Source organism: Streptomyces ficellus (assembly GCF_009739905.1).
Lineage (GTDB): Bacteria > Actinomycetota > Actinomycetes > Streptomycetales > Streptomycetaceae > Streptomyces > Streptomyces ficellus_A.
Genome location: NZ_CP034279.1, coordinates 5,843,431 through 5,862,381, shown reverse-complemented (window position 1 = coordinate 5,862,381; position 18,951 = coordinate 5,843,431). Strand labels below are relative to the sequence as shown.

Below are 18,951 nucleotides of genomic sequence, written 5' to 3'. Positions count from 1 at the left end.
CGACGGTGTCGAAAGGGAGAACGCGCGGAGGGTCGTGAGGAACGAACGACCCGAGCACGATCGACCGTCGACACCGGCTGAAGCGCCCCGGAGGCGAACCGAGCCCCAAGAATCAGACAGCCAGCGGCTCCAGGTCCCGGTGGACCCGGCGCTCGTCGCGGGCCATCCGGGTCAGGGCGTGGTCGTCGCCGAGTTGCCGGGCGAGTTCGTCGCCGGTCTCCGTCCGCATCCGGGCCGCCTCGTCCTTGCGGCCCAGGGCGCCCAAGGTGACCGCCAGGTTGGAGGCGACGCCCAGCACTTCGGGGTGGTGGGCGCCGAGGGTCTCGCGCAGCGCCCGCACGGTGCGCTGTTCGATCCGCAGCGTCTCGTCCAGTTCGCCGAGGTCGGCCTTGGCGTTGGCGAGGTTGACCGTGCAGAACAGGGCGTGCGGGTGCCGTTCGCCGAGGACCTCGCGCATCATCCGCAGGGCGGCCTGGAGGGTCTGTTCGGCGCTCTCGGGTGATCCGCAGCCCCACTGGTAGATGCCGAGGTTGTTGAGCGCGGCCAGGGTGTAGGGGTGCCGCTCGCCGGGCACTTCGCGGTACTGGTCGACGACCTCCTGCGCGAGGTCGCGGGCGGCGACCGGCTCGCCGGCCGCGAAGAGGTCCGCCGCGAGGTTGAGGTCGCAGGCGAGCGAGTCGGGGTGGGCGTAGGTGTACTTGGCGCGGTACCGGTTGCGGGTGGCGGTGGTGAGCCGCCGTGCGTCGTCCACCCGGCCGGCCCGGCGCAGGGAGACGGCGAGGCTCTTGCCTGCGGCGAGGGTGCCGGGGAAGGCGCGGCCGAGGGTCTCCTTGTAGATGTCGTACGTGCGGGAGAGCAGCGTCACCGAGTCCTCGTACCGTCCGACCTCCCGCAGGTCGCGGGCGAGGGAGGTGGCCGAGGAGAGGGTGTAGGGGTGCTCGGGTCCGAGCACTTCGGTGCGCCGGTCGAAGACCTCCTGGTCGATCTCGCGGGCCCGGGAGTACTGGCCGACCATGCGCAGGTTGAGCGCCAGGTTGTTGGCGGCGGCCAGGGTGCGCGGGTGGGAGTCGTGGAAGATCTGGCTGAACCCCTCGTGCGCCTCGGTGGCCAGTTCCATGGCCCTGCCGTACTGGCCGAGTGCGCCGAGGTCCATGGCAAGGCTGGAGGTGGTCATGTAGGTGTGCGGGTGGGACCGGCCGAGTACGGCGCGCTGCCGCTCCAGGGTGACCTCGTCCAGGTCCCTGGCCTCCACGTACCGGCCCTGGGAGCGAAGGATGTTGGAGAGGTGGAAGCGCAGGTAGAGGTACTGGAGGTCGTCGTTGCCGAGCGATTCGCGCCAGGCGTCGCGCAGGTCCTCGGCGAGCGCGCCGGCGGTCTGCCAGTCGCCGCGCTTCCAGAGGTAGCGGACGCGGTCGATGAGCAGCCGGCGCGTCTCTGGCTCCTTGCAGTGCCGGGCCTCGGAGGTGCCGAGGTGGGGCCAGATGGTGGCGAACCGGGGCCAGGTCTCGGGGTTGTCGATCGGTTCGTCGTCGTCCGGGCGGGCTCCGGCGAGGATCCGGTGGACGGCGTGCCGGGCCTCCCGCTGCTCCTCCTCGGAGAGCTGGGCGCGGATGACGGCCTGGACGAGCCGGTGGACCTGGATGGAGTTGGACACCTGGTCGACCTTGGCCAGCGCGAACCGTCCGATCTCGCGGATCACCCGGCCGAGGACGAGCTTCTCCTGGAGGGAGGCGTCGTAGGGCTTGAGGGCCTCGATCATCTCCTTGCTGTAGAGGAGGTTGGCGTGGATGGGTTCGGGGGCGAAGAAGGCGCACAGCTGGAGCAGCCGCACGGCGGCCGGTGAGCGTTCCTTGAGCCGTTCGATGGAGACGTTCCAGGTCGCGGCGACCGGTTCGGGGTAGCCGGCCGGCTGGTTGAGCGCGAGGGTGCGCGCGGCGGCTTCCTGGAGCTGTTCCAGGTAGGCGGCGACGGGGGTGGCGGTCTCGGCGATCCAGGCGGCGGCCTGTTCGACGGCGAGCGGCAGGTCGCCGACCGCTTCGGCGACCTGGTCGGCGTCCTCGCGCCCGAGGCCCTTGGCGCGGCGCTGGAGGTGCTCGACGGACTCCTCGCGGAGGAAGACGTCGACGGGCAGCGCGTCGCCGTACTGCGACCAGGTCTGGTTCCTGGAAGTGACGAGGATGTGGCCGCCGGTGGGGAAGAACCGCTTCAGGGCGTCGGGGTCGTCGGCGTTGTCGAAGACCAGCAGCCAGCGGTTGGTGGGCACGCCGCGCCGGAGCAGGTCGATGGCCTCCTGGGAGGCGGCGGCCATGTCGTCGCCGCCCTGGGCGCCGATGCGGACGGCCAGTTCGGCGAGCCCGGCGATGACGTCGTCGGGCTGCTCGGCGGACATCCACCACACCAGGTCGTAGTCGGCCATGAAACGGTGGACGTATTCGAGGGCGACCTGGGTCTTGCCGACGCCACCGAGCCCGTAGATGGTCTGCGGCTGGGGCAGGACGACGGCCATCCCGCCGCCGAGCTGGTCGCGCATCCGCTCCAGGACGACGGACCGGCCGGTGAAGCCGGGGTTGCGGGGTGGCGCGTTCCAGATCTTGGGGACGGTGCCGGGGAACCGCGGGCCGGGCGGCACGCCCTCGTTGAGTTTGACCGGCCGGTCCAGGGCGCGCAGCAGCGCCGCGGTGGCGTGCACCTCGTCGAGCCGGAACAGGTCGACGGGGTTGCGGTCGATGTAGGGGGTGGTGAGCCGGACGTCGCCGACGCGCAGCGGCAGCAGGTGGCGCCGGCCGCCGCCGGGGTCCTCGGAGGCGGCGCGTTCCCAGACCTCCACGGCGCGGGCGGACTTGAGGTAGGCGCTGGAGAGCAGGACGACGGTGCGGGCGGCGTTCTCGGCGGCGTGGAGCACGTCGTTGCCGCCGGCCGCCGGGTCGGCGGAGACGTCGCGGGGCACGACGCGGAAGCCGGCCCGGGTGAGGACGGATTCGATCCAGTCGGCCCACATGCGGTTCTCGGCGACGTACGAGAGGAACAGGTCGGCGGGCAGGGCGGGGCGGCGGCGGGTGAAGGCGTCGCGGATCCGCAGCCGTACCTCCTCGTTGACGGCCGGCATGGCGGTGACGTCGCCCTCGGTGACGACGGCGGTGAGCCGTTCGAAGGCGGACAGCAGCGAGTTGGCGATGCCGGCGTCGTCGCCGAAGGTGGCGAGGGTCTCCTCGTAGGCGTAGTAGGGCCGGTACGGGATCTCCACGGCGCCCCAGTAGGCGGCGAGTTCCTCCCCGGTCATGCCGGTGGGGAAGCCGTCGAACTTCAGGCGGGCCAGGGCCCGGCCGGCGTCGGCCTTCTCCTTCTCGCCCTCGTCGATCCGCATGGGCACGGGGAAGATCCGGATGCCGCGGCCGCCGTACCGCTCGTCGATCTGCCGGGCGACGGCGGCGGCGCCGTCCATGGACTGGTCGCTGAGGGTGAAGCAGTCGACGAGGGCGTCGGGCAGGTGGACGGTGCAGATGTCGGCGATGTCGCTGAGGCCGGTGCGGCTGTCGATGAGGACGTAGTCGTAGTTGGCCTTCATGTCGTCGCGCAGGGCGTCGAAGAAGTGGCCGCCGCCGAGCCGGTCGTAGAAGTTGTCCCAGTCGAAGGTGGAGACGGTGGCGGAGTACTCGCGGTTCTGTTTGCCGGCGGAGACGAAGTCGAGGGTGCCGCCGTCGGGGAACTCCCAGCCGAGCGCCTCGGGGGCGAGGGAGACGGCGTGCGGCTGGATGCGCGCGTAGTCGCGGTGCCAGTCGTCGGGGCGCTGGACGGGGCTGGTGGCGGCCCAGGCGTACTCGGTGATCAGGTCGATGACGCCGGTGGTGGCGCCGAGGGTGGAGGGGTCGAGGAAGGGGTGGAAGAAGCGGTGCAGGCCGGGGGCCTCCAGGTCCCAGTCGACGGCGAGGACCCGCTTGCCGTTCGCGGCGAGGATCCAGGCCGTGTTGGCCAGCGCCATCGTCCGTCCCGTACCACCCTTGTAGGAGTAGAAGGTGACGATGCGTCCGTCACGACTGGCTGTCATCCAGGTCCTCCGCATCGGGCGCGATCTCGTGGGTCTCGGGTGTGTAGTGCGTGGTGCCCAGTTCTCCCGCCATGGGGCCGCGCAGCCGGGGCCGTTCGGTGTGCCGGCCGCCCGCGGGCGGGTAGACGGCGGCGTGCCGCAGGTACTGCTGCGCGGCCGCCTCCACCACCTGGGGCAGGATCTGGCCGAACGCCTCCATGCTCGGTACGCCTCTGGCGGCGGCGCGGCTGGCGGCGCGGCCCTGGCCCATCTTGACGGGCATGGTCTCTTCGAGCGTCCGGTGGAGTTCGGCGTCCGCCGCCCGGCTCTGGTGGTCGGTCTGGTTGCGGGGGACGACGACGCTCACCCAGGGGCGGTGTTCCGCGTCGAAGGCGGCGAGCCGTTCGCGGCACGCGTCGTCCTTGAGGGCCCAGCGGTCGAGGAGCAGGATCTCGGGGCGGCTGGGGGGCTGTTTGGAGTCGGGCGGGCCGGAGTCGTGGTCGAAGGAGGAGACGGTCGCCTGGTAGTTGAGCGAGCGGACGAGGTCCTCGGTGACGTAGGCGAGCGGCCGGGCGGCGTCGGGGTGGTACGGGTTCCAGTCCTGCGGCATGTCGCCGTAGTACGCGGGGTCGCGGCCCTCGGGCAGGTCGTGGCGGGTGGGGGCGGCGACGGTGACGTGGAGGGGCCGGGGGCCCCGGCCGGGGGTGCCGAAGGCGCTGGGGACGGAGCGGTAGTCGACGGGCCTGGCGGGGCTGATGGCCGCGGTGTCGGCGACGGAGACGATGCGTTTGGCGAGTTCGTAGACGGCCCGTTCGTACTCCTCGGCGAATATGCGGAGTTTGATGAGGCCGTAGAGTCCGTCGGTGACGTACCGGTCGCCGAAGTCGCGGTGGTTGAACTGGAGTCGTTCGGCGGGGCCGGGGAGGTGTTCGGGCGGGACGGGGACCCACAGGGCGGGGACTATCGCCTCGGCGGGTCTGTTGTGTTTGGCGTGGTGGTAGATGGCCCGGGTGGCGAAGGCGTACCACTCCTTGCCGCACATCTCGCTGGCGAAGTAGCGGGGTGAGAACAGGGGGACGAAGACCCGGCAGGTGGCCAGGACTTCCCCCAGCCGTTCCGACCAGCCTTCGCCGGACCGTATCTCCCGGTCGATGAAGCCCGCCGGGGCTCCGGCGGGGAGATCCGTCATGGCCATCACGTGGCCGCACAGATCGCGGAAGAGCCGCTCGACCCACATGTCGGGATCGGGGCCACCGGCTCCGTACCTCGGCGTGTGCGCATAACTCAGAAAGAAGTACGGCCGATGGTCCGCCGCTCGCGCTTGCGATGACGCCTGCACACGACCCCCGTCCTAGGTGATCACTCGCATCCGGGATGAGAAGGATACGAGCTGATTAATCATTCCGGAGCTGGCTTTGCTCCACCCCCATGACGTTCAGTCATTCACCGCTGCTTTTCGGTCATCCACGGACTGGCACGGCGGACCGATTCCTTGATCGGTAAAGCTCCTCGCGCACGCCGGCGACCAGCAGTTTGCCCGAGACGGTAAGTTCGGCGGCGCTTTCCAGCAGGTCGAGAGCCCTTTCCGCCCGATCGGAATGGCCGGAAGGGATGTCCCCCTCCGCCGCACAACCGGAGGCGAGATCGAACGGGAGGCCGACCCGCTCGAACGCCTCGGCGAGCAGCGCGGAGACCGGCACCGGCTCCTCCCGCCAGGGCGAGGGATGACTCCAGGCACCGTCCAGCGCGTAGAGGTCCGCGACGTCGAGCAGCGCCCGCAGCTTGGCCCGCCGGAAACCGCGCAGCAGCGCCCCGGCCAGCTCCCGCTCGTCGCCCCGCACCGGCAGGCCCAGCGCCCCGTACCCGTGCCGGCCCACGGCAGGCTCCGCCCCGGTCAGGGGCGTGAGGGTGGTCAGGCACGCGGCGGCCTCCCCGGCCTGCTCCGGCACGGCGTCCCGCAGCAGCGCCCAGGCCCCCTCCAGCCGGCCGCTCCAGTCCGTCGCCGCGGCCCGGGTGAGCCTGCCGGTGGCGGGCGCGCCGAAGCGGTCCCGGTACGGGTCGAGGTCGTCCAGCGCGACGCCGCCCGGCCCCCGGCGGACCGGCCGCCACCCGGCGCCCTCCTCCGCGAGCCGCTCGACGCGCAGTTCGGCGCCCTGGGCGGTCCGCACCGAGAAGCCCTCGCCGGTGGCCCGCACCTCGGCCCCGCCCGGCGCGTCCAGGCGCAGTTCGCCCAAGGTGGGCAGGTACAGCACGCCGCCCCGGGGGGCGACGGGCACCGGCAGGTCGACCCCGCCCCGTACGGCGGCGGCGGCCACGTACCGCGACAGCTCCCCCGCGAGGGCGGCCGCCCCGGCGCGCCCCTCGCGCAGGGCGTCCAGGCAGTCCAGGAGCCAGGTGCGGGTGTAGGGGTGGGCGAGCACCTCGTCCAGCCCGTCGGAGGTCCGTTCGACGGCCGCGGCCAGCTCCCAGGCGGCCGTCCACCGCTCGCCGCCGCGGCCGTCGAGTGCGCTGTGCAGTTCGGCGAGGAGCACCCGGGTCAGTTCGTGCTGCTCGGCGACGAGGGCACCGGGTTCGGTCACGGCGGGCGCGGCGGTGGCGGCGGCGGTGCGGTGCTCGATGCCCCGGACGAGCGCTTCGAGGTCGGCACAGTAGACGGACGGGTTGTCGAATTCGCTGTCGGCCCGGTAGCGGTGGGTGTAGAGACCGCCGCCGCAGGAGCGGACGACGGGGCACCGGCGACAGGTCTCACCGACTCCGGCGAGGCCGAGCTGGCGGGCGCGGACGCCGGGGTGGGCGGCGACGTCGTCGAGGGAGTGGTGGTAGACGTCGAACCCGGTGGCGGCGGCGCCTTCGTAGGCGCTCTTGAGGGAGTCGACCTGTTCGAGGGTGCCGTCGGTCTCGACGACCACGAGGTCGGTGGGGGCCAGCCCGAGGGACTCGGTGAGGCTGGGGCCGCCGTTCAGGGTGGACAGGACGGACTCGAAGAGGCGTACCGGGACGGGCCTCCCGCCGTCGTTCCACCGGTCGAACACGGCGAGGATCCACTCGGCGTACGCGGTGGGCGAGCCGTCGGGGCGCGGCGGGGGCTCTTCCCACGTGGCGTGCGGCAGCAGGAAGTCGACGCGCGGCGGTTCGAGCGCGACGAGTGCGTCGTACACGGCGACGGGGTCGTTGGCCACGTCGATGGTGCAGAGCAGGCCGAGGTCGAGGTGGCGGTAGCGCTCCTGGTGCAGGAGGCCGATCGCCTTCAGTACGAGGGGGTGGCTGCTGCGGCCGTCGGCGAAGCGGCGGTGGCGGTCGTTGGCCGTCCTGTCGCCGTCGAGGGAGATGCCCACCTTGACGCCGAACTCGTCGAAGAGGTCGAGGTGGCGGGGGCTGAGCTGGAGCCCGTTGGTGTGGATCCGGAGGTCCAGGGCGGTGACCGGGGCGAGGGCGGTGGTCAGCTCCTCGCAGACGCGCCTGAGGCGCGCGGGCCCCGCCAGCAGAGGCTCCCCTCCGTGCAGGATCACTGACACGGAGGGCAGGGCATGTTTCGTGGCATGCTCGGCCAGTCGCAGAGCTGTCCAGGAGATGGCCTGGTCAGAGATTGTCTTGGGGCGGGTACGCCAGCTCTGATCAGCGTGTTCGTAGATGTAGCAGTGGTCACAGGCAAGATCACACCTGCTGTGGACCTTCAGGACGATCTCGCGGAATGGGACCAGGGGTCCAGTCATTCCGCCAGTTTAGAGCGCCGAGTTGAACGTCGTGACGCGCTCGGTACGGTCACTCACGGACGGCAGGACCCGGCTGAGCTTCTTGGCGGCTGCCGCTCCTCGCACGTCGATCTCGGCGAGTGGCACACGGTTTTTCTTCGCGACAGCGAAGGTGACTGCGGGCTGAAAGGTCACGACGGCCGTCCTAGGGGGAGTGGGTCGGTTGGGGATAACCGCACCGTTGCAGTGTCGGCGGCACGACTTTACTCTCATGCCCACCTACGGCAAATCAGCGCAAGGGGTTGAAACAAAAGCGTTGCGCCAGTATTCCCCGACCTACCCGGAACGAGCTATTCCACCAAAAGAGTGAGACAAAACCGCAGACGGGGGTGCGCATGACCGGGTTTCAGGGCCCGCTCCAGAGCATGGTGTTCCGCAACGCAGACCTGCCCGCCCTGTTCCACCGGGCGGACGAGATCGCCATCGCCCGGCAGCGGGAAGCGGTGCAGGACACGCGCTTACAGCTGTGGCTGCTGGTCCTGGGCGCCTGCCTCGCGGCGGTGCCCGGCGGCTGGCGCGTCGGGGACACCTTCCAACTGGCCGGAGCACTCAGCGCGTTCGCGTACGCCGGTGTGCTCCTGGCCACGTACCGCGCCTCCCGGCGCCGGGCGAAATCGCATTGGCAACTGAACCGTTCCGCCGCCGAGTTCATCAAGTCGATGTGCTGGCGCTACGCGGTGCACGGCGCGCCCTTCGACGCCGGCTTCCCCGACCCGGACGGGGAATTCCTGTCCCGGCTGGAGGCGGGGCTGGGCGAACTGCGGAAGGTCGGCTGGTCCGATCCGCGCGCCTCCGCTCCGGCCGACGACCGGTCGGAACTCATCACCCCGGCCATGCGGATGCTCCGCGACAAACCCTTCCGGGTACGCAAGGAGACGTATGTGAGGGACCGGCTGATCGAGCAGCGCAACTGGTACCACAGGAAGACGGTGGTGTCGCGCCGGGCCACCACGCTGTGGTCCGCCACCATCTCGGTGCTCACCGTCCTCGCCCTCTTCCTGGGCGTGTTGCGGACCTTCTCGGTCGGCGACTCGGCCGTGCTCGCCGGGCTGCTGTCGGCCGCGGCGGCCGCGTGCGTCGCCTGGAGCGAGATCCGCCGCCACCAGCCGCTGATAGCGGCGCACTCCCTGGTGGAGGAGGACCTGGCGGCCATGCACACCGCCATGGAGACGGTGATCGGCGAGGACCGGTGGGCGGCGGCCGTGTACGAGACCGAGCGCGTCGTCTCGCCCCAGCACACCGACTGGCTGGTCCAGCACCGGCGCTGACCCCGCGGCGCCGGGCGGCTGAGGGCCGGTCGGTGCGTAAGCCCGGCGCCTCAGCCCGGGCGGCCGGGCGAGGCGTCAGCCGGGGCGACCGGGCGGGGCGTCAGCCCGGCGCGTCAGCCGGGGCGTCAGCCCGGCGCGTCAGCCGGGGCGTCAGCCCGGCGCGTCAGCCGGGGCGACCGCCCGGCGCCTCAGCCCGGGCGACCGGCCGGCGCCTCAGCCGGGCGCGCCTCAGCCCGGGGCGTCAGGCCCGCTCGACGCCCGCGCGCCAGATGACGGTCACCGGCGTCCCGCGCGCGCGGGCGTACCGGACGATGTCCCCGGTGCCGCCGAGGCCACGGGCGGGGCGGCCGTCCCAGACCGCGAGCAGCCGGTCGCAGTGGTCGGCGATGTAGGTACCCGCCGCGTAGTACGCCTCGTCCGTGGAGCGCGGGAAGTCCAGCCGCACCTCGCGCGAGGCGCGCTTGCGCAGGCAGTGGTAGCGGGCCAGCTCGTCGGGGTCGGTGAAGCCGTCCTCGTAGTCCCCGCTCGGGATGACGGCGGTCAGCTCGGCGCCGCAGTCGAGGGCGATGTCCGCGAACAGCTGGTCCGCCCCGGCCGCCAGGCTGGACAGCGCCTCCAGCCCGCCCTCGTCCGCCCGCGCGGCGGCCCGGACGGCGTCGCGCAGGGCGGCGCGCACATACGCGTGGAGTTCGACGGGGATGTCCCTGTGGCCGGTCACTCCGATGCGCTTCATCCGCCCCCGCTCTCCGAAGCCGCCCGCGCCCGGGCGCCCGTCACATGCTCTCAAATGTGGGCGCTTCAGGGCAGGGCGTCGAGCCCCCGGCGGGGAATCCCGCCGGAGGCTCGTCGCGCTGGGCGGTGGCGGTCAGTAGACGCTGACCCGGTAGGCGCTCAGGGCCTCGGTGACCGGCTGGAAGAACGTCGTGCCACCCGAGGAGCAGTTGCCGCTGCCGCCGGAGGTGAGCCCGATGGCCCGGCTGCCCGAGTAGAGCGGGCCGCCGCTGTCGCCGGGTTCGGCGCACACGTTCGTCCGGATCATGCCGTAGACGACGTCGCCGCCGCCGTAGTTGACCGTGGCGTTCAGGCCGGTGACCGAACCGCTGTGGGTGCCGGTGGTGGAGCCGCGGCGGGTGACCGACATGCCGACGGTGGCGTTGGCGGCGCTGGTGATGTCGACGCCACCGACGGTCCCGGGTTTGGCGATGGAGCCGTTGGAGTAGCGCACGATCCCGTAGTCGTTGTTCGGGAAGCTGGAACCGTGGGTCGGCCCGAGGACGGTGGTCCGGCCCGAGTTGGCGTACCAGGTGCCCGCGCCGTCGGTGCAGTGGCCGGCGGTGAGGAAGTACGTGGTGCCCGCGCTGTCGCGGACGTTGAACCCGAGCGAGCAGCGCCAGCTGGTGGCGTAGGTGGCATCGCCGCCGGATATCAGCTTGGTGAAGGTGCCGGGGGTGCGCTCGATCCTCAGGGCGCCGGCGTTCGTGCCCGCCCGGCGCTTGATCTCGGCTATCTCGGCCGCGGACACGGTCGAGTCGGCGGTGACCACCAGGGTGCCGGTCGCCCCGTCGACGTGCCAGGCGGTGCCCGGCACGTCGGCCTTCAGGACGGCCGTGCCGGCGGCTGACAGTTCGGCGGCGCTGAACGTGCGCGGTGCGTCGGCGTTCGCGGCGGGGACCGCGAGGGTGGCGGCGGCGGCGAGACCGGTGGCGACGGCGAGCAGGCGGGGCCGTCTGGCCGTGCGGCCGAGGGGGGTGGTGCGCTTGATCCTCACTTCTCGTTCCTCCCGAGGGGAATCGGGGGCCCGCCGTGGGGTGTCGGGCCCGTGAGGCGCGGTCGGGACGGGTGGCACGGGCGTGCCCGGCTCTGCGGCACGTCGTGTCCCTGACAAGCGCGCTGCTTCGGGAGTATTCGCGGGCTCAACCACCACCGCAAGGGTGCCTTTCGGCCGAGCCGGGCGCGGGCAGGAGGAAGTGCCCGGCGGCCCTGTCCGTGCGCCGGGTTCACGACCCTGGGACGTGTCAGCCGCTCAGCACGTTCCGCTCCCCCGCCGGGACCGGCACCGGGAGGGTGTTGCCGGGCGGCGGGAAGGGGCAGATGAAGTGCTCGGCGAACGCGCACGGCGGGAGCAGCGCCCGGTTGAGGTCGACCGTCACACCGCCGTCGGGCCCGGGCGCGGCGGGCCGCAGGAAGCGGAAGCGGTACGTGTCCTTCCCGCTGGTCGCGTCGGCGAAGACGGCCCACAGCGTGCCGTCGTCCTCGGCCACCACCTGGAGGGTGTGCTCCTCGCCCCCGAGCGCGAACGCCAGCTCGCCCGTCAGGCCGAGCCCCCGCTCGCGCCCGTCGGCGTTCTCGACGCGGACGCTGCGCTCCGCCGCGTACGGCCGGTACGTCCCCGGCACCACCCAGCGCTCCTCGTACGGGGTGGCCTCGATGCCCCGGAAGGCGCGGCGCGCCGGGGCGCCGGGGTCGAAGTCGCGTACCGCCCAGAGCCCTTCGCGGCGCAGCACGACCAGCCGCCGGTCACCCGCCGCGACGCGCGAGCGCGGGATCGGGGCGTGGTCGGCGGTCAGCCGGACGTCGCCGGTCAGGGGCTCGCCGTCGACGGTGACGCCGTCGGCGGCGGTGGCGCTGAGGAGCACGTGGTCGCCGTCTTCGCGCCACCTGCCCGGGACGGCCGGAATTCGACCTTCCGGGTGGTCGGCCAGCCAGTGCGTACCGGACAGGGACAGCGGGCCGTACGGGGCCGATACGGAGGCGGTGCGCCGCTCGTGCCAGCGCCGCCAGTCCGCGTGGGGGTCACTGCTCATGCGGTCACCTTACGGTCCGTCAGCAGCCGTCACAGGGGCAGCAGCAGTCGCAGCCGCTCGGGTTGCAGTCGCAGTCGCGGCAGCAGCCCTCGCGCTTCTTGCGGGACCAGGGGCCCTCGTACTCCTTGGCGCAGCAGATCTGGCAGGTGCAGAAGAGCCAGGTGAAGGCCGCGCAGCCGGCGAGGAGGCCACGGGGCTTGGGGCGGGACGGCTCGCCGCCGGGCCCTCCGAAGCCGGGCGGCATGCCGCCACCGCCGTGACCACCGCCATGGCCGCCACCGTGACCGCCACCGTAGCCGCCGCCGTGACCGCCCGGCTGGCCACCGTAGGGGTTCTGGCCGCCGTACGGGTTCTGCGAGCCGTAGGGGCCCGGGGCGCCGTACGGGCCCGGGGCGCCGCCCTGGTGGGGCGGCGTCGCGCCGTACCCCTGGTGCGAGCAGGCCGCTGTACCGAAGGCGCGGTCCACCGACTGGCGCAGCTCGTGCGCGAGCAGCACGTGCAGCAGCTTGTCGTCCACGAACTCCGCGTCGCGCAGGGCGAGCCGCACCCCGTGCAGGGCGTCGTCGGCGAGCCGGCGCGCCTCGGCGAGGGACGTCCCGGTGGCGGTGAGCGGGTTCCAGGCGCCGGCCGCGGCGTCGGCCTCCCGGTCCTCCACGGCGTCCAGCAGGTGGGCCAGCCGCCCGAAGAGCCGTCCCGCCTCGGCGAGGGGCGCCACGTTCTGCGGCTTGCCGGCGAGGACCGCGGTGTGGGCGAAGGCCGCGGCGGTCGCCGTCTCGGTCGGCTCGGTGACGGCCAGCAGGGGCGTGCCGGGACCGGCGAGCGCCTCGATGCCGGTCTGCCGGTCCACCGCGTCGACCAGGACCGCCGTGTCGAAGCCGAGCTCACGGCCGGCCCTGGCTCCCGCCCGGTCCCAGCCGTGGGCCACCCGGCGCGCCGCGGCGGCCATCGGGCGGCGCGCCAGCAGCCCGTCCCGGTCGGCGACATGGTCGCGCACCTTCGCCGAGGCCAGGACCAGCGAGACGGCGGCGGCGAGCCGTGCGCCCTCGCCCCGGGCGACGGGCGCGGTCCGCATGGCGCGCAGCGGACAGGGCCCGGCGGTGCGCCGCGCTCCGGTGGCGCGCTCGGCCTGAGCCTCCGTCAGAACCGAGATGATGAGGCCGTCGTAGTTGGTGGCGACCCGGGCGAACTGCCCGTGGTCGGCCCGAAGTGCCAGGCAGAGCCCGCACAGATGGGCCATCCACTCGGTCTTGAGTCCGTCGCTGAGCCGGTGCGTGCAGGGCCTGACGATTCCGAACATGGTGCTCCCCCGTGAGTGGTGCGAAGTGCGCGGCGGGCATCGTACCGAGTGCTTTCGTTCACCCGTACGTCCGCACGCTCACCCGTACGGCCCGAATGTCATATTTGAGTTGTACCGACCCCTTCTCAGGGCCCGTGCGCCCGGGGAACCTTGACGAATCGCCACATCTTCTGCACCAGTACCGTCACGAATCGCTCGCGCGGCGACTGTCCACTTGGCGCGCGATCCGCATGATGGACGACGATAGGGATAGCGGAACCACAAGTGACCGCGTGAAAGGAGGCGTCCATGGGATCGGTGCGCAAGGCGAGTGCATGGCTCGGCCTCGTCGAGGACAACGACGAGCGCTACTACGACGACGAGTACGCCGACGGTGACCGCCCCGGCGACGCCTGGGTGACCGACCCGCGGGTGCGTGTCGTCTCCGAAGCCGCCCAGGAGGAGGGCCGCCGGATCGCCACGGTGTCCCCCGACGGGTTCCGGGACGCCCGCGCCATCGGTGAGCTGTTCCGGGACGGCGTCCCGGTCATCATGAACCTCACGTCCATGGAGAGCGCCGACGCCAAGCGCGTGGTCGACTTCGCGGCCGGGCTGACCTTCGGCCTGCGCGGTTCTATCGAGCGGGTGGCGACCCGGGTCTTCCTGTTGACGCCCGCGGACACGCAGATCGTCAACGGCGAGCCCGGGACCCACACCCAGGACGGCTTCTTCAACCAGAGCTAGCGGGCGAGGCCGCTCACCGGAACGCGTCGAGGCCGGTGAGCGCCTTGCCCAGGACGAGCTGGTGCATCTCCACGGTGCCCTCGTAGGTGAGCACCGATTCCAGGTTGGTGGCGTGCCGCATCACGGGGTACTCCAGCGAGATCCCGTTGGCGCCGAGGATCGTCCGCGAGGTGCGGCAGATCTCGATCGCCTCCCGGACGTTGTTCAGCTTGCCGAAGCTGACCTGCTCGGGGCGGAGCCTCCCGGCGTCGAGCCGCCGCCCGAGGTGGTGGGCGAGCAGGATGCCCTTGTGCAGTTCCAGCGCCATGTCGGCGAGCTTGGCCTGGGTGAGCTGGAAGCCGCCGATGGGCCTGCCGAACTGCTCGCGCGTCCGCGCGTACTCCAGCGCCGCCTCGAACGACGAGCGGGCGGCGCCCATGGCGCCCCAGACGATGCCGTAGCGCGCGTGGCTCAGGCAGCTGAGCGGTCCCTTGAGGCCGGTGACGTCCGGCAGCACGGCGTCGGCCGGCAGGCGTACGTCGTCCATGACGAGCTCGCTGGTGACGCTGGCGCGCAGCGACCACTTGTGCGTGATCTCGGGCGCCGAGAAGCCGGGGGTGTCCGTCGGGACGGCGAAGCCGCGGATCCCGCCGTCGGTCTGGGCCCATACGACGGCGACCCCGGCGACCGAGCCGTTGGTGATCCACATCTTGCGGCCGTTGAGGATCCAGTCGGTGCCGTCCTTCTTGGCGTGCGTCCGCATGGCGGCCGGGTCGGAGCCGACGTCCGGCTCGGTCAGGCCGAAGCAGCCGATGGTCTCGCCCGCGGCCATGGACGGCAGCCAGCGCTGCTTCTGCTCCTCGGACCCGAACCGGTGGATCGCGTACATGGCCAGGGAGCCCTGGACGGAGACCAGGGAGCGGATGCCGGAGTCGGCGGCCTCCAGCTCCAGGCAGGCCAGCCCGTACTGGACGGCCGACGCGCCGGCACAGCCGTACCCGTCCAGCGACATGCCGAGCGCGCCGAGGGCGCCCAGCTCGCGCGCGAGGTCGCGGATGCCGGGCAGCTCGCCCTTCTCGTACCAGTCGGCGATGTACGGCAGGACCCGGTCGGCCGCCCAGGTGCGGACGGTGTCGCGGACGGCGAGGTCCTCGGGGCCGAGGAGGTCGTCGACGCCGAGGGGGTCACCGGCGTCGAACGGCGGGAGCTTCGCGGGTGCGGACATGCGGGACCTCCGGACGGCCACTAAAACTAGCGGTGTTAGTTACGCTGCGGAGCCGACGTTACGACGCGGTTCCGCCGCACGTCCAGACCCGGCGGCGGGCGCCGCACCGGCAGTGTGCCCCACCGCGCGGGCCGTTCGCGCTCAGGCCCGCGTACGTCCCGACCTGGCCGGCTCCACCGGCTCGCGCGACGCGGGCACATGGGCCGTGACGGCGGCACCGTTCCCGGCGTCGTGAGCGTCCCGCGTGTCCTGCGCGTCCCGCGTGTCCTGCGCGTCCCGCGTGTCCTGCGCGTCCCGCGTGTCCTGCGCGTCGGGCCAGGCGTCGTCGGCGCCCAGCCGTGCGTCGAGGTCCGCCGGGCACTCCATCACGCGCGGGAGCCGCACCGCCATCAGCGCGCCGAGCAGCAGCAGCCCCGCGCTGACGACCAGCGTGACGTGCAGCCCGTGCACGAACGCGTGCCGCGCGGCCGTGCGCAGCGCGTCGCCCGCCGGGCCGCCCAGCCGGGCCGCGACCTGGTAGGCCTCGCCCAGCGAGTTGGCGGCGGCCGCCCCGGCGTGCGCGGGAACACCCGGCACATGGGCGAGGCCGGGCGCGTACGCCGCGTTCATGACGCTGCCGAGCAGCGCGATGCCCATGCCGGCGCCCAGCTGGTAGGAGGTCTCGCCGATCGCGGCGGCCCCGCCCGCGCTGTGCGCCGGGGCCTCGCTCAGCATCGACTCGTAGGCGCCGAACAGGGTGGTCTGGAGGCCGAAGCCGAGCAGGACGAACCCGGCGGTGAGCAGCAGCGGCCGGTCGTGGTGGCCCATCGAGACCAGCAGCAGGACGGCCGCGGCGGTGAGGACGAAGCCCCACCCGACCATCCGCCGCGGGCCGATCCGGCGCAGCGTGTACGAGCCGGTCGCGCCGGCCGCCATGGCGGCGAAGGTGAGCGGCAGCAGCCGCAGCCCGGTCTCCAGCGGCGTCAGCTCCAGGACGAGCTGGAGGTACTGGACGGCGATCAGCTCCAGGCCCACCAGCGCGAGCATGGCGAGGACGATGCAGCCCACGGAGGTGGTGAAGGCGGCGCGGGCGAACATCCGCATGTCGATCAGCGGGTGGGCGCGGCGCTTCTGCCGCCGTACGAAGAGGATGAGCAGCGCGGCGCCGAGCAGCAGCGGCGCCGCCGTCTCCAGGCTCAGGACGGACCCGCCGGCACCGGCCCGCTTGACACCGAGGACCACTCCGAGGATGCCGGCCGCCGCGAGGAGCGCGCCGAGGACGTCCCAGGGGCCGTCCCCGCCGCCCTTCGACTCCGGGAGCAGCCAGCGGCCGAGCGGCAGGATCAGCGCCATCAGCGGGATGTTTATGAGGAAGACCGAGCCCCACCAGAAGTGCTCCACCAGGAAGCCGCCGAGGACCGGGCCCGTCGCGGCGCCGACGGCGGCGACGGCGGTCCAGATGCCGATGGCCGTGGCCCGCTCGCGGCGGTCGGGGAAGACCGCGCGGAGGATCGAGAGGGTGGCGGGCATGATCATCGCGCCGCCGACGCCGAGCAGCGCGCGGGCGGCGATCAGGACCGCCGGGCTGTCGGCGAAGGCCGCGACCGCGGAGGCGACACCGAACAGCGCGTACCCGGCCAGCAGCACCCGCCGCCGCCCGACCCGGTCGCCGAGCGTGCCGAAGAGGATCAGCAACGAGGCGCAGACCAGAGGGTAGGCGTCGACGATCCACAGCAGGGCCGTGGAGCTGGGGCGCAGGTCCTCGGTGACGGCGGGGACCGCGACGTGGAGGACCGTGGCGTCGAGCGCGACCAGCAGCAGGCTGACGCAGAGGACGAGGAGGACGACCCAGCGGTTGGCACCGCCGCCGGTGGCACGCAGCCGCGCTCCGGCCGTGGTCGTCACGGACATGTACGTACCTCCCACAGACCACAGATGGCTCCCTCGCGCTCGGTGGGCACCGGCCGGAGGGGGACGACTTCCGGGGGCCCGGCATCGACGGGCGAGTGAATCGCCAGCGTACGCGAGTCCGGGCGGGTGGCGCGTGGTCCACCTCTCACGGGGCAGGAGCGGGACTGTGGCGTACACCACTCCGGCGGGCCCGTCACGGACGGGGCCGGGCCACGTACCAGAGGGCGGGCCACGGGCGGCGGGGAGGAGGGCAATTCCGGCCACGGGCCGGCCGCGGCCTTTTCCGGCGGCGGACAAACCCGCTGCCCCCGGCGGCCGCTCGGCAATAGGGCCCGCGGCCCCCGAGGTTTATGGATAAGCACGGGATAAACAGCCGACTGAGACACACTCCACATCACATGGTCATCACGAAGAGAGCGGATCGGCGTGGGCCGACACTCACTCCCTGTAACGTCGATTGGGTGCGTACCGACATCTTTGCCCGTCTGGACCGGGAGCCGGAACCGCCGAAGATTGAGATCCCGCGGATGAGCCGCACCCGTCTCGCCCTCTTCGGCGGGACCTCGGCGTTCTATCTCGCCATCGTGGTGGCCGTGCTCGTCTCGTCGTGGCTGGTGACCCTGGACTGGAAGGTCATGCTCTTCCGGCCGTACCAGCAGTGGCCGGAGCTGCACGCGACGCTGGACTACTTCGTGGTGCTGGGTCAGCGTGGGCCGACGGCCGTGATGGTGGCGGCGTGGCTCGGCTGGCGCTCCTGGCGGCAGCACACGCTCCGCCCGCTGCTGGTGCTGGGCGCCGCGCTGCTGCTGCTGAACGTCACGGTGGGCGCGGTCAAACTGGGTCTGGGCCGGCTCGGCCCCCACTACGCGACACAGATCGGCTCGGCCGAGATGTTCGCGGGCGGCGATATATTTCCTTCCGGGCACACCGCCAACGCGGTGGTGACCTGGGGCATCCTGGCGTATCTCGCCACCACCCCCCGGGCCAGGCGCTATCTGTCGGCCCTGTCGGCCGTGGTCGCCCTCGGCGTCGGCCTGACCACCGTGTACCTCGGGACGCACTGGCTGAGCGACGTGCTGCTCGGCTGGGCCGCCGGTCTGCTGATCCTGCTCGGACTGCCCTGGTGCGAGCCGCTGATCGTCCGTACCGAGGCACTGATCTTCTCGGTCCGCGAGCAGCTGCGGGCGCGCCGCCGCCGTGCGCCGTCGCTGCCCGTCGCTGCGGGCGGGCCCCGGCCGGCCATATACCGGCAGCGGCCGGTCGCCGCGGACGGCGAGCCGGTGCGCGAGCCGGTGCCCGCCGCGGGCTCCCCCGGCCGTCCCCCGTCGGCCAGGAGCACGCTCACCCAGGCCCGGCCGCACACGGTGGTGCGTTCGGAGCGGATGCCGGTCACCCCGGCGGGCAGCCGCCGGCCGCCGCGCTCCCGCCCGGTGACGGGCGGCTGAGACGCCCCGCGACACCGATGAGGCCCCGGCTGTGACAGCCGGGGCCTCATCCGTACGTCCGCCGGGTCAGCCGGTCCAGCACCGCCTGACGGTGTCGCCGTCGACCTCGAAGTTGATCCGGCCCGCCACGAACTCCAGGGTGATGATCGTGCCGGGCGGCAGCGACCGCACGGTGGTCCAGCCATGGGCGCGGGCGCGGCGCTCCGCGTCGTGCGCGTCGAGGCCGACGTAGGACTCGGTGCTGTCGTCGGGCTGTTCGGGAGCGTTCGGAATCGGTGCCATGCCCTTCACCGTAGGGGGCAGCTCAGGGTGACGGAAGCCGGGCGGGGCGGATCACCCCACCATCCCCACGTACCTCCGTGGTCACGCTTGTGTCACAGGATCACGACATGTGTTCAGTAAGGCCACCTTGGCCCGGGAGGCCTTCCCGGGCGGTTCGGGGAAGCGTTACCGGCGGAATTCCGCAGGCTCCGCGGTGTCACCTCGCACCGCCGTACGAGCGAATTCCCGAGCGTGCGGAAAAACGCTTCGGCATATCGTCACG

General features: G+C 72.6%; 14 protein-coding genes. 3 read left to right on the top strand and 11 right to left on the bottom strand.

The genetic code is table 11. The features are described from left to right. Positions 1–112 precede the first annotated feature (112 nt). The 4 genes from fxsT to fxsA all read right to left on the bottom strand — a co-directional run bounded on the left by fxsT (position 113) and on the right by fxsA (position 7,863). Complete coding sequence (gene fxsT, locus EIZ62_RS26230; protein ID WP_156695140.1) at positions 113–4,045, bottom strand: FxSxx-COOH system tetratricopeptide repeat protein; 3,933 nt, start codon at positions 4,043–4,045, stop codon at positions 113–115. Beyond that, the gene (locus tag EIZ62_RS26225) at positions 4,029–5,363 is read right to left on the bottom strand and encodes a TIR-like protein FxsC (RefSeq protein WP_167536430.1); all 1,335 of its coding nucleotides are present in this window, start codon (positions 5,361–5,363) and stop codon (positions 4,029–4,031) included. Before EIZ62_RS26225 ends, fxsT begins: the two co-directional genes overlap by 17 nt. Positions 5,364–5,484: 121 nt before the next feature. Continuing rightward, a complete protein-coding gene (gene fxsBH / locus EIZ62_RS26220) occupies positions 5,485–7,737 on the bottom strand; it encodes a radical SAM/SPASM protein FxsBH, inactivated beta-hydroxylase extension form (protein ID WP_208828049.1) in 2,253 nt (750 codons plus the stop codon). Between the two features lie 9 nt (positions 7,738–7,746). Continuing rightward, positions 7,747–7,863 (bottom strand): FxSxx-COOH cyclophane-containing RiPP peptide, encoded by a 117-nt coding sequence (gene fxsA, locus EIZ62_RS32580; RefSeq protein ID WP_156695138.1) that lies wholly within the window; start codon positions 7,861–7,863, stop codon positions 7,747–7,749. 278 nt (positions 7,864–8,141) lie between these two features. On the opposite strand from fxsA, the gene EIZ62_RS26210 reads away from it, so the two are divergent. Beyond that, positions 8,142–9,044: a DUF4231 domain-containing protein gene (locus tag EIZ62_RS26210; RefSeq protein WP_156696609.1), complete on the top strand. Its 903-nt coding sequence runs from the start codon at positions 8,142–8,144 to the stop codon at positions 9,042–9,044. A gap of 241 nt (positions 9,045–9,285) precedes the next feature. Here the strand turns inward: EIZ62_RS26210 and EIZ62_RS26205 are convergent, their stop codons facing one another. From EIZ62_RS26205 to EIZ62_RS26190, 4 genes are all read right to left on the bottom strand, one after another. Next, the gene (locus EIZ62_RS26205) at positions 9,286–9,777 is read right to left on the bottom strand and encodes a hypothetical protein (protein ID WP_156695137.1); all 492 of its coding nucleotides are present in this window, start codon (positions 9,775–9,777) and stop codon (positions 9,286–9,288) included. 132 nt (positions 9,778–9,909) lie between these two features. Next, the gene (locus EIZ62_RS26200; RefSeq protein WP_156695136.1) at positions 9,910–10,812 is read right to left on the bottom strand and encodes a S1 family peptidase; all 903 of its coding nucleotides are present in this window, start codon (positions 10,810–10,812) and stop codon (positions 9,910–9,912) included. Positions 10,813–11,059: 247 nt separating this feature from the next. Then, on the bottom strand, positions 11,060–11,848 hold the full coding sequence (locus EIZ62_RS26195; RefSeq protein ID WP_156695135.1) for a DUF1684 domain-containing protein: 789 nt from the start codon (positions 11,846–11,848) through the stop codon (positions 11,060–11,062). Positions 11,849–11,867: 19 nt separating this feature from the next. Further along, positions 11,868–13,145 carry a DUF5685 family protein gene (locus tag EIZ62_RS26190; RefSeq protein WP_156695134.1) on the bottom strand — a complete coding sequence of 426 codons (1,278 nt, stop codon included), beginning with the start codon at positions 13,143–13,145 and terminating at the stop codon, positions 11,868–11,870. A 288-nt stretch (positions 13,146–13,433) separates the two neighbouring features. Here EIZ62_RS26190 and EIZ62_RS26185 point away from each other — a divergent pair, with 288 nt between their 5' ends. Next, positions 13,434–13,868 carry a cell division protein SepF gene (locus EIZ62_RS26185; protein ID WP_156695133.1) on the top strand — a complete coding sequence of 145 codons (435 nt, stop codon included), beginning with the start codon at positions 13,434–13,436 and terminating at the stop codon, positions 13,866–13,868. Positions 13,869–13,881: 13 nt separating this feature from the next. Here EIZ62_RS26185 and EIZ62_RS26180 read toward each other — a convergent pair whose 3' ends face one another. Together EIZ62_RS26180 and EIZ62_RS26175 are read right to left on the bottom strand one after the other, a co-directional pair. Beyond that, positions 13,882–15,072: an acyl-CoA dehydrogenase family protein gene (locus EIZ62_RS26180; RefSeq protein WP_156695132.1), complete on the bottom strand. Its 1,191-nt coding sequence runs from the start codon at positions 15,070–15,072 to the stop codon at positions 13,882–13,884. Between the two features lie 141 nt (positions 15,073–15,213). Further along, positions 15,214–16,962, bottom strand: a complete 1,749-nt coding sequence (locus EIZ62_RS26175; RefSeq protein ID WP_156695131.1) for an MFS transporter — start codon at positions 16,960–16,962, stop codon at positions 15,214–15,216. Positions 16,963–17,423: 461 nt separating this feature from the next. Between EIZ62_RS26175 and EIZ62_RS26170 the strand changes: the two genes are divergently transcribed. Next, complete coding sequence (locus EIZ62_RS26170; RefSeq protein WP_156695130.1) at positions 17,424–18,407, top strand: phosphatase PAP2 family protein; 984 nt, start codon at positions 17,424–17,426, stop codon at positions 18,405–18,407. Positions 18,408–18,473: 66 nt separating this feature from the next. On the opposite strand, the gene EIZ62_RS26165 is transcribed toward EIZ62_RS26170, so the two are convergent. Next, a complete protein-coding gene (locus tag EIZ62_RS26165) occupies positions 18,474–18,689 on the bottom strand; it encodes an I78 family peptidase inhibitor (protein ID WP_156695129.1) in 216 nt (71 codons plus the stop codon). Positions 18,690–18,951 lie beyond the last annotated feature (262 nt).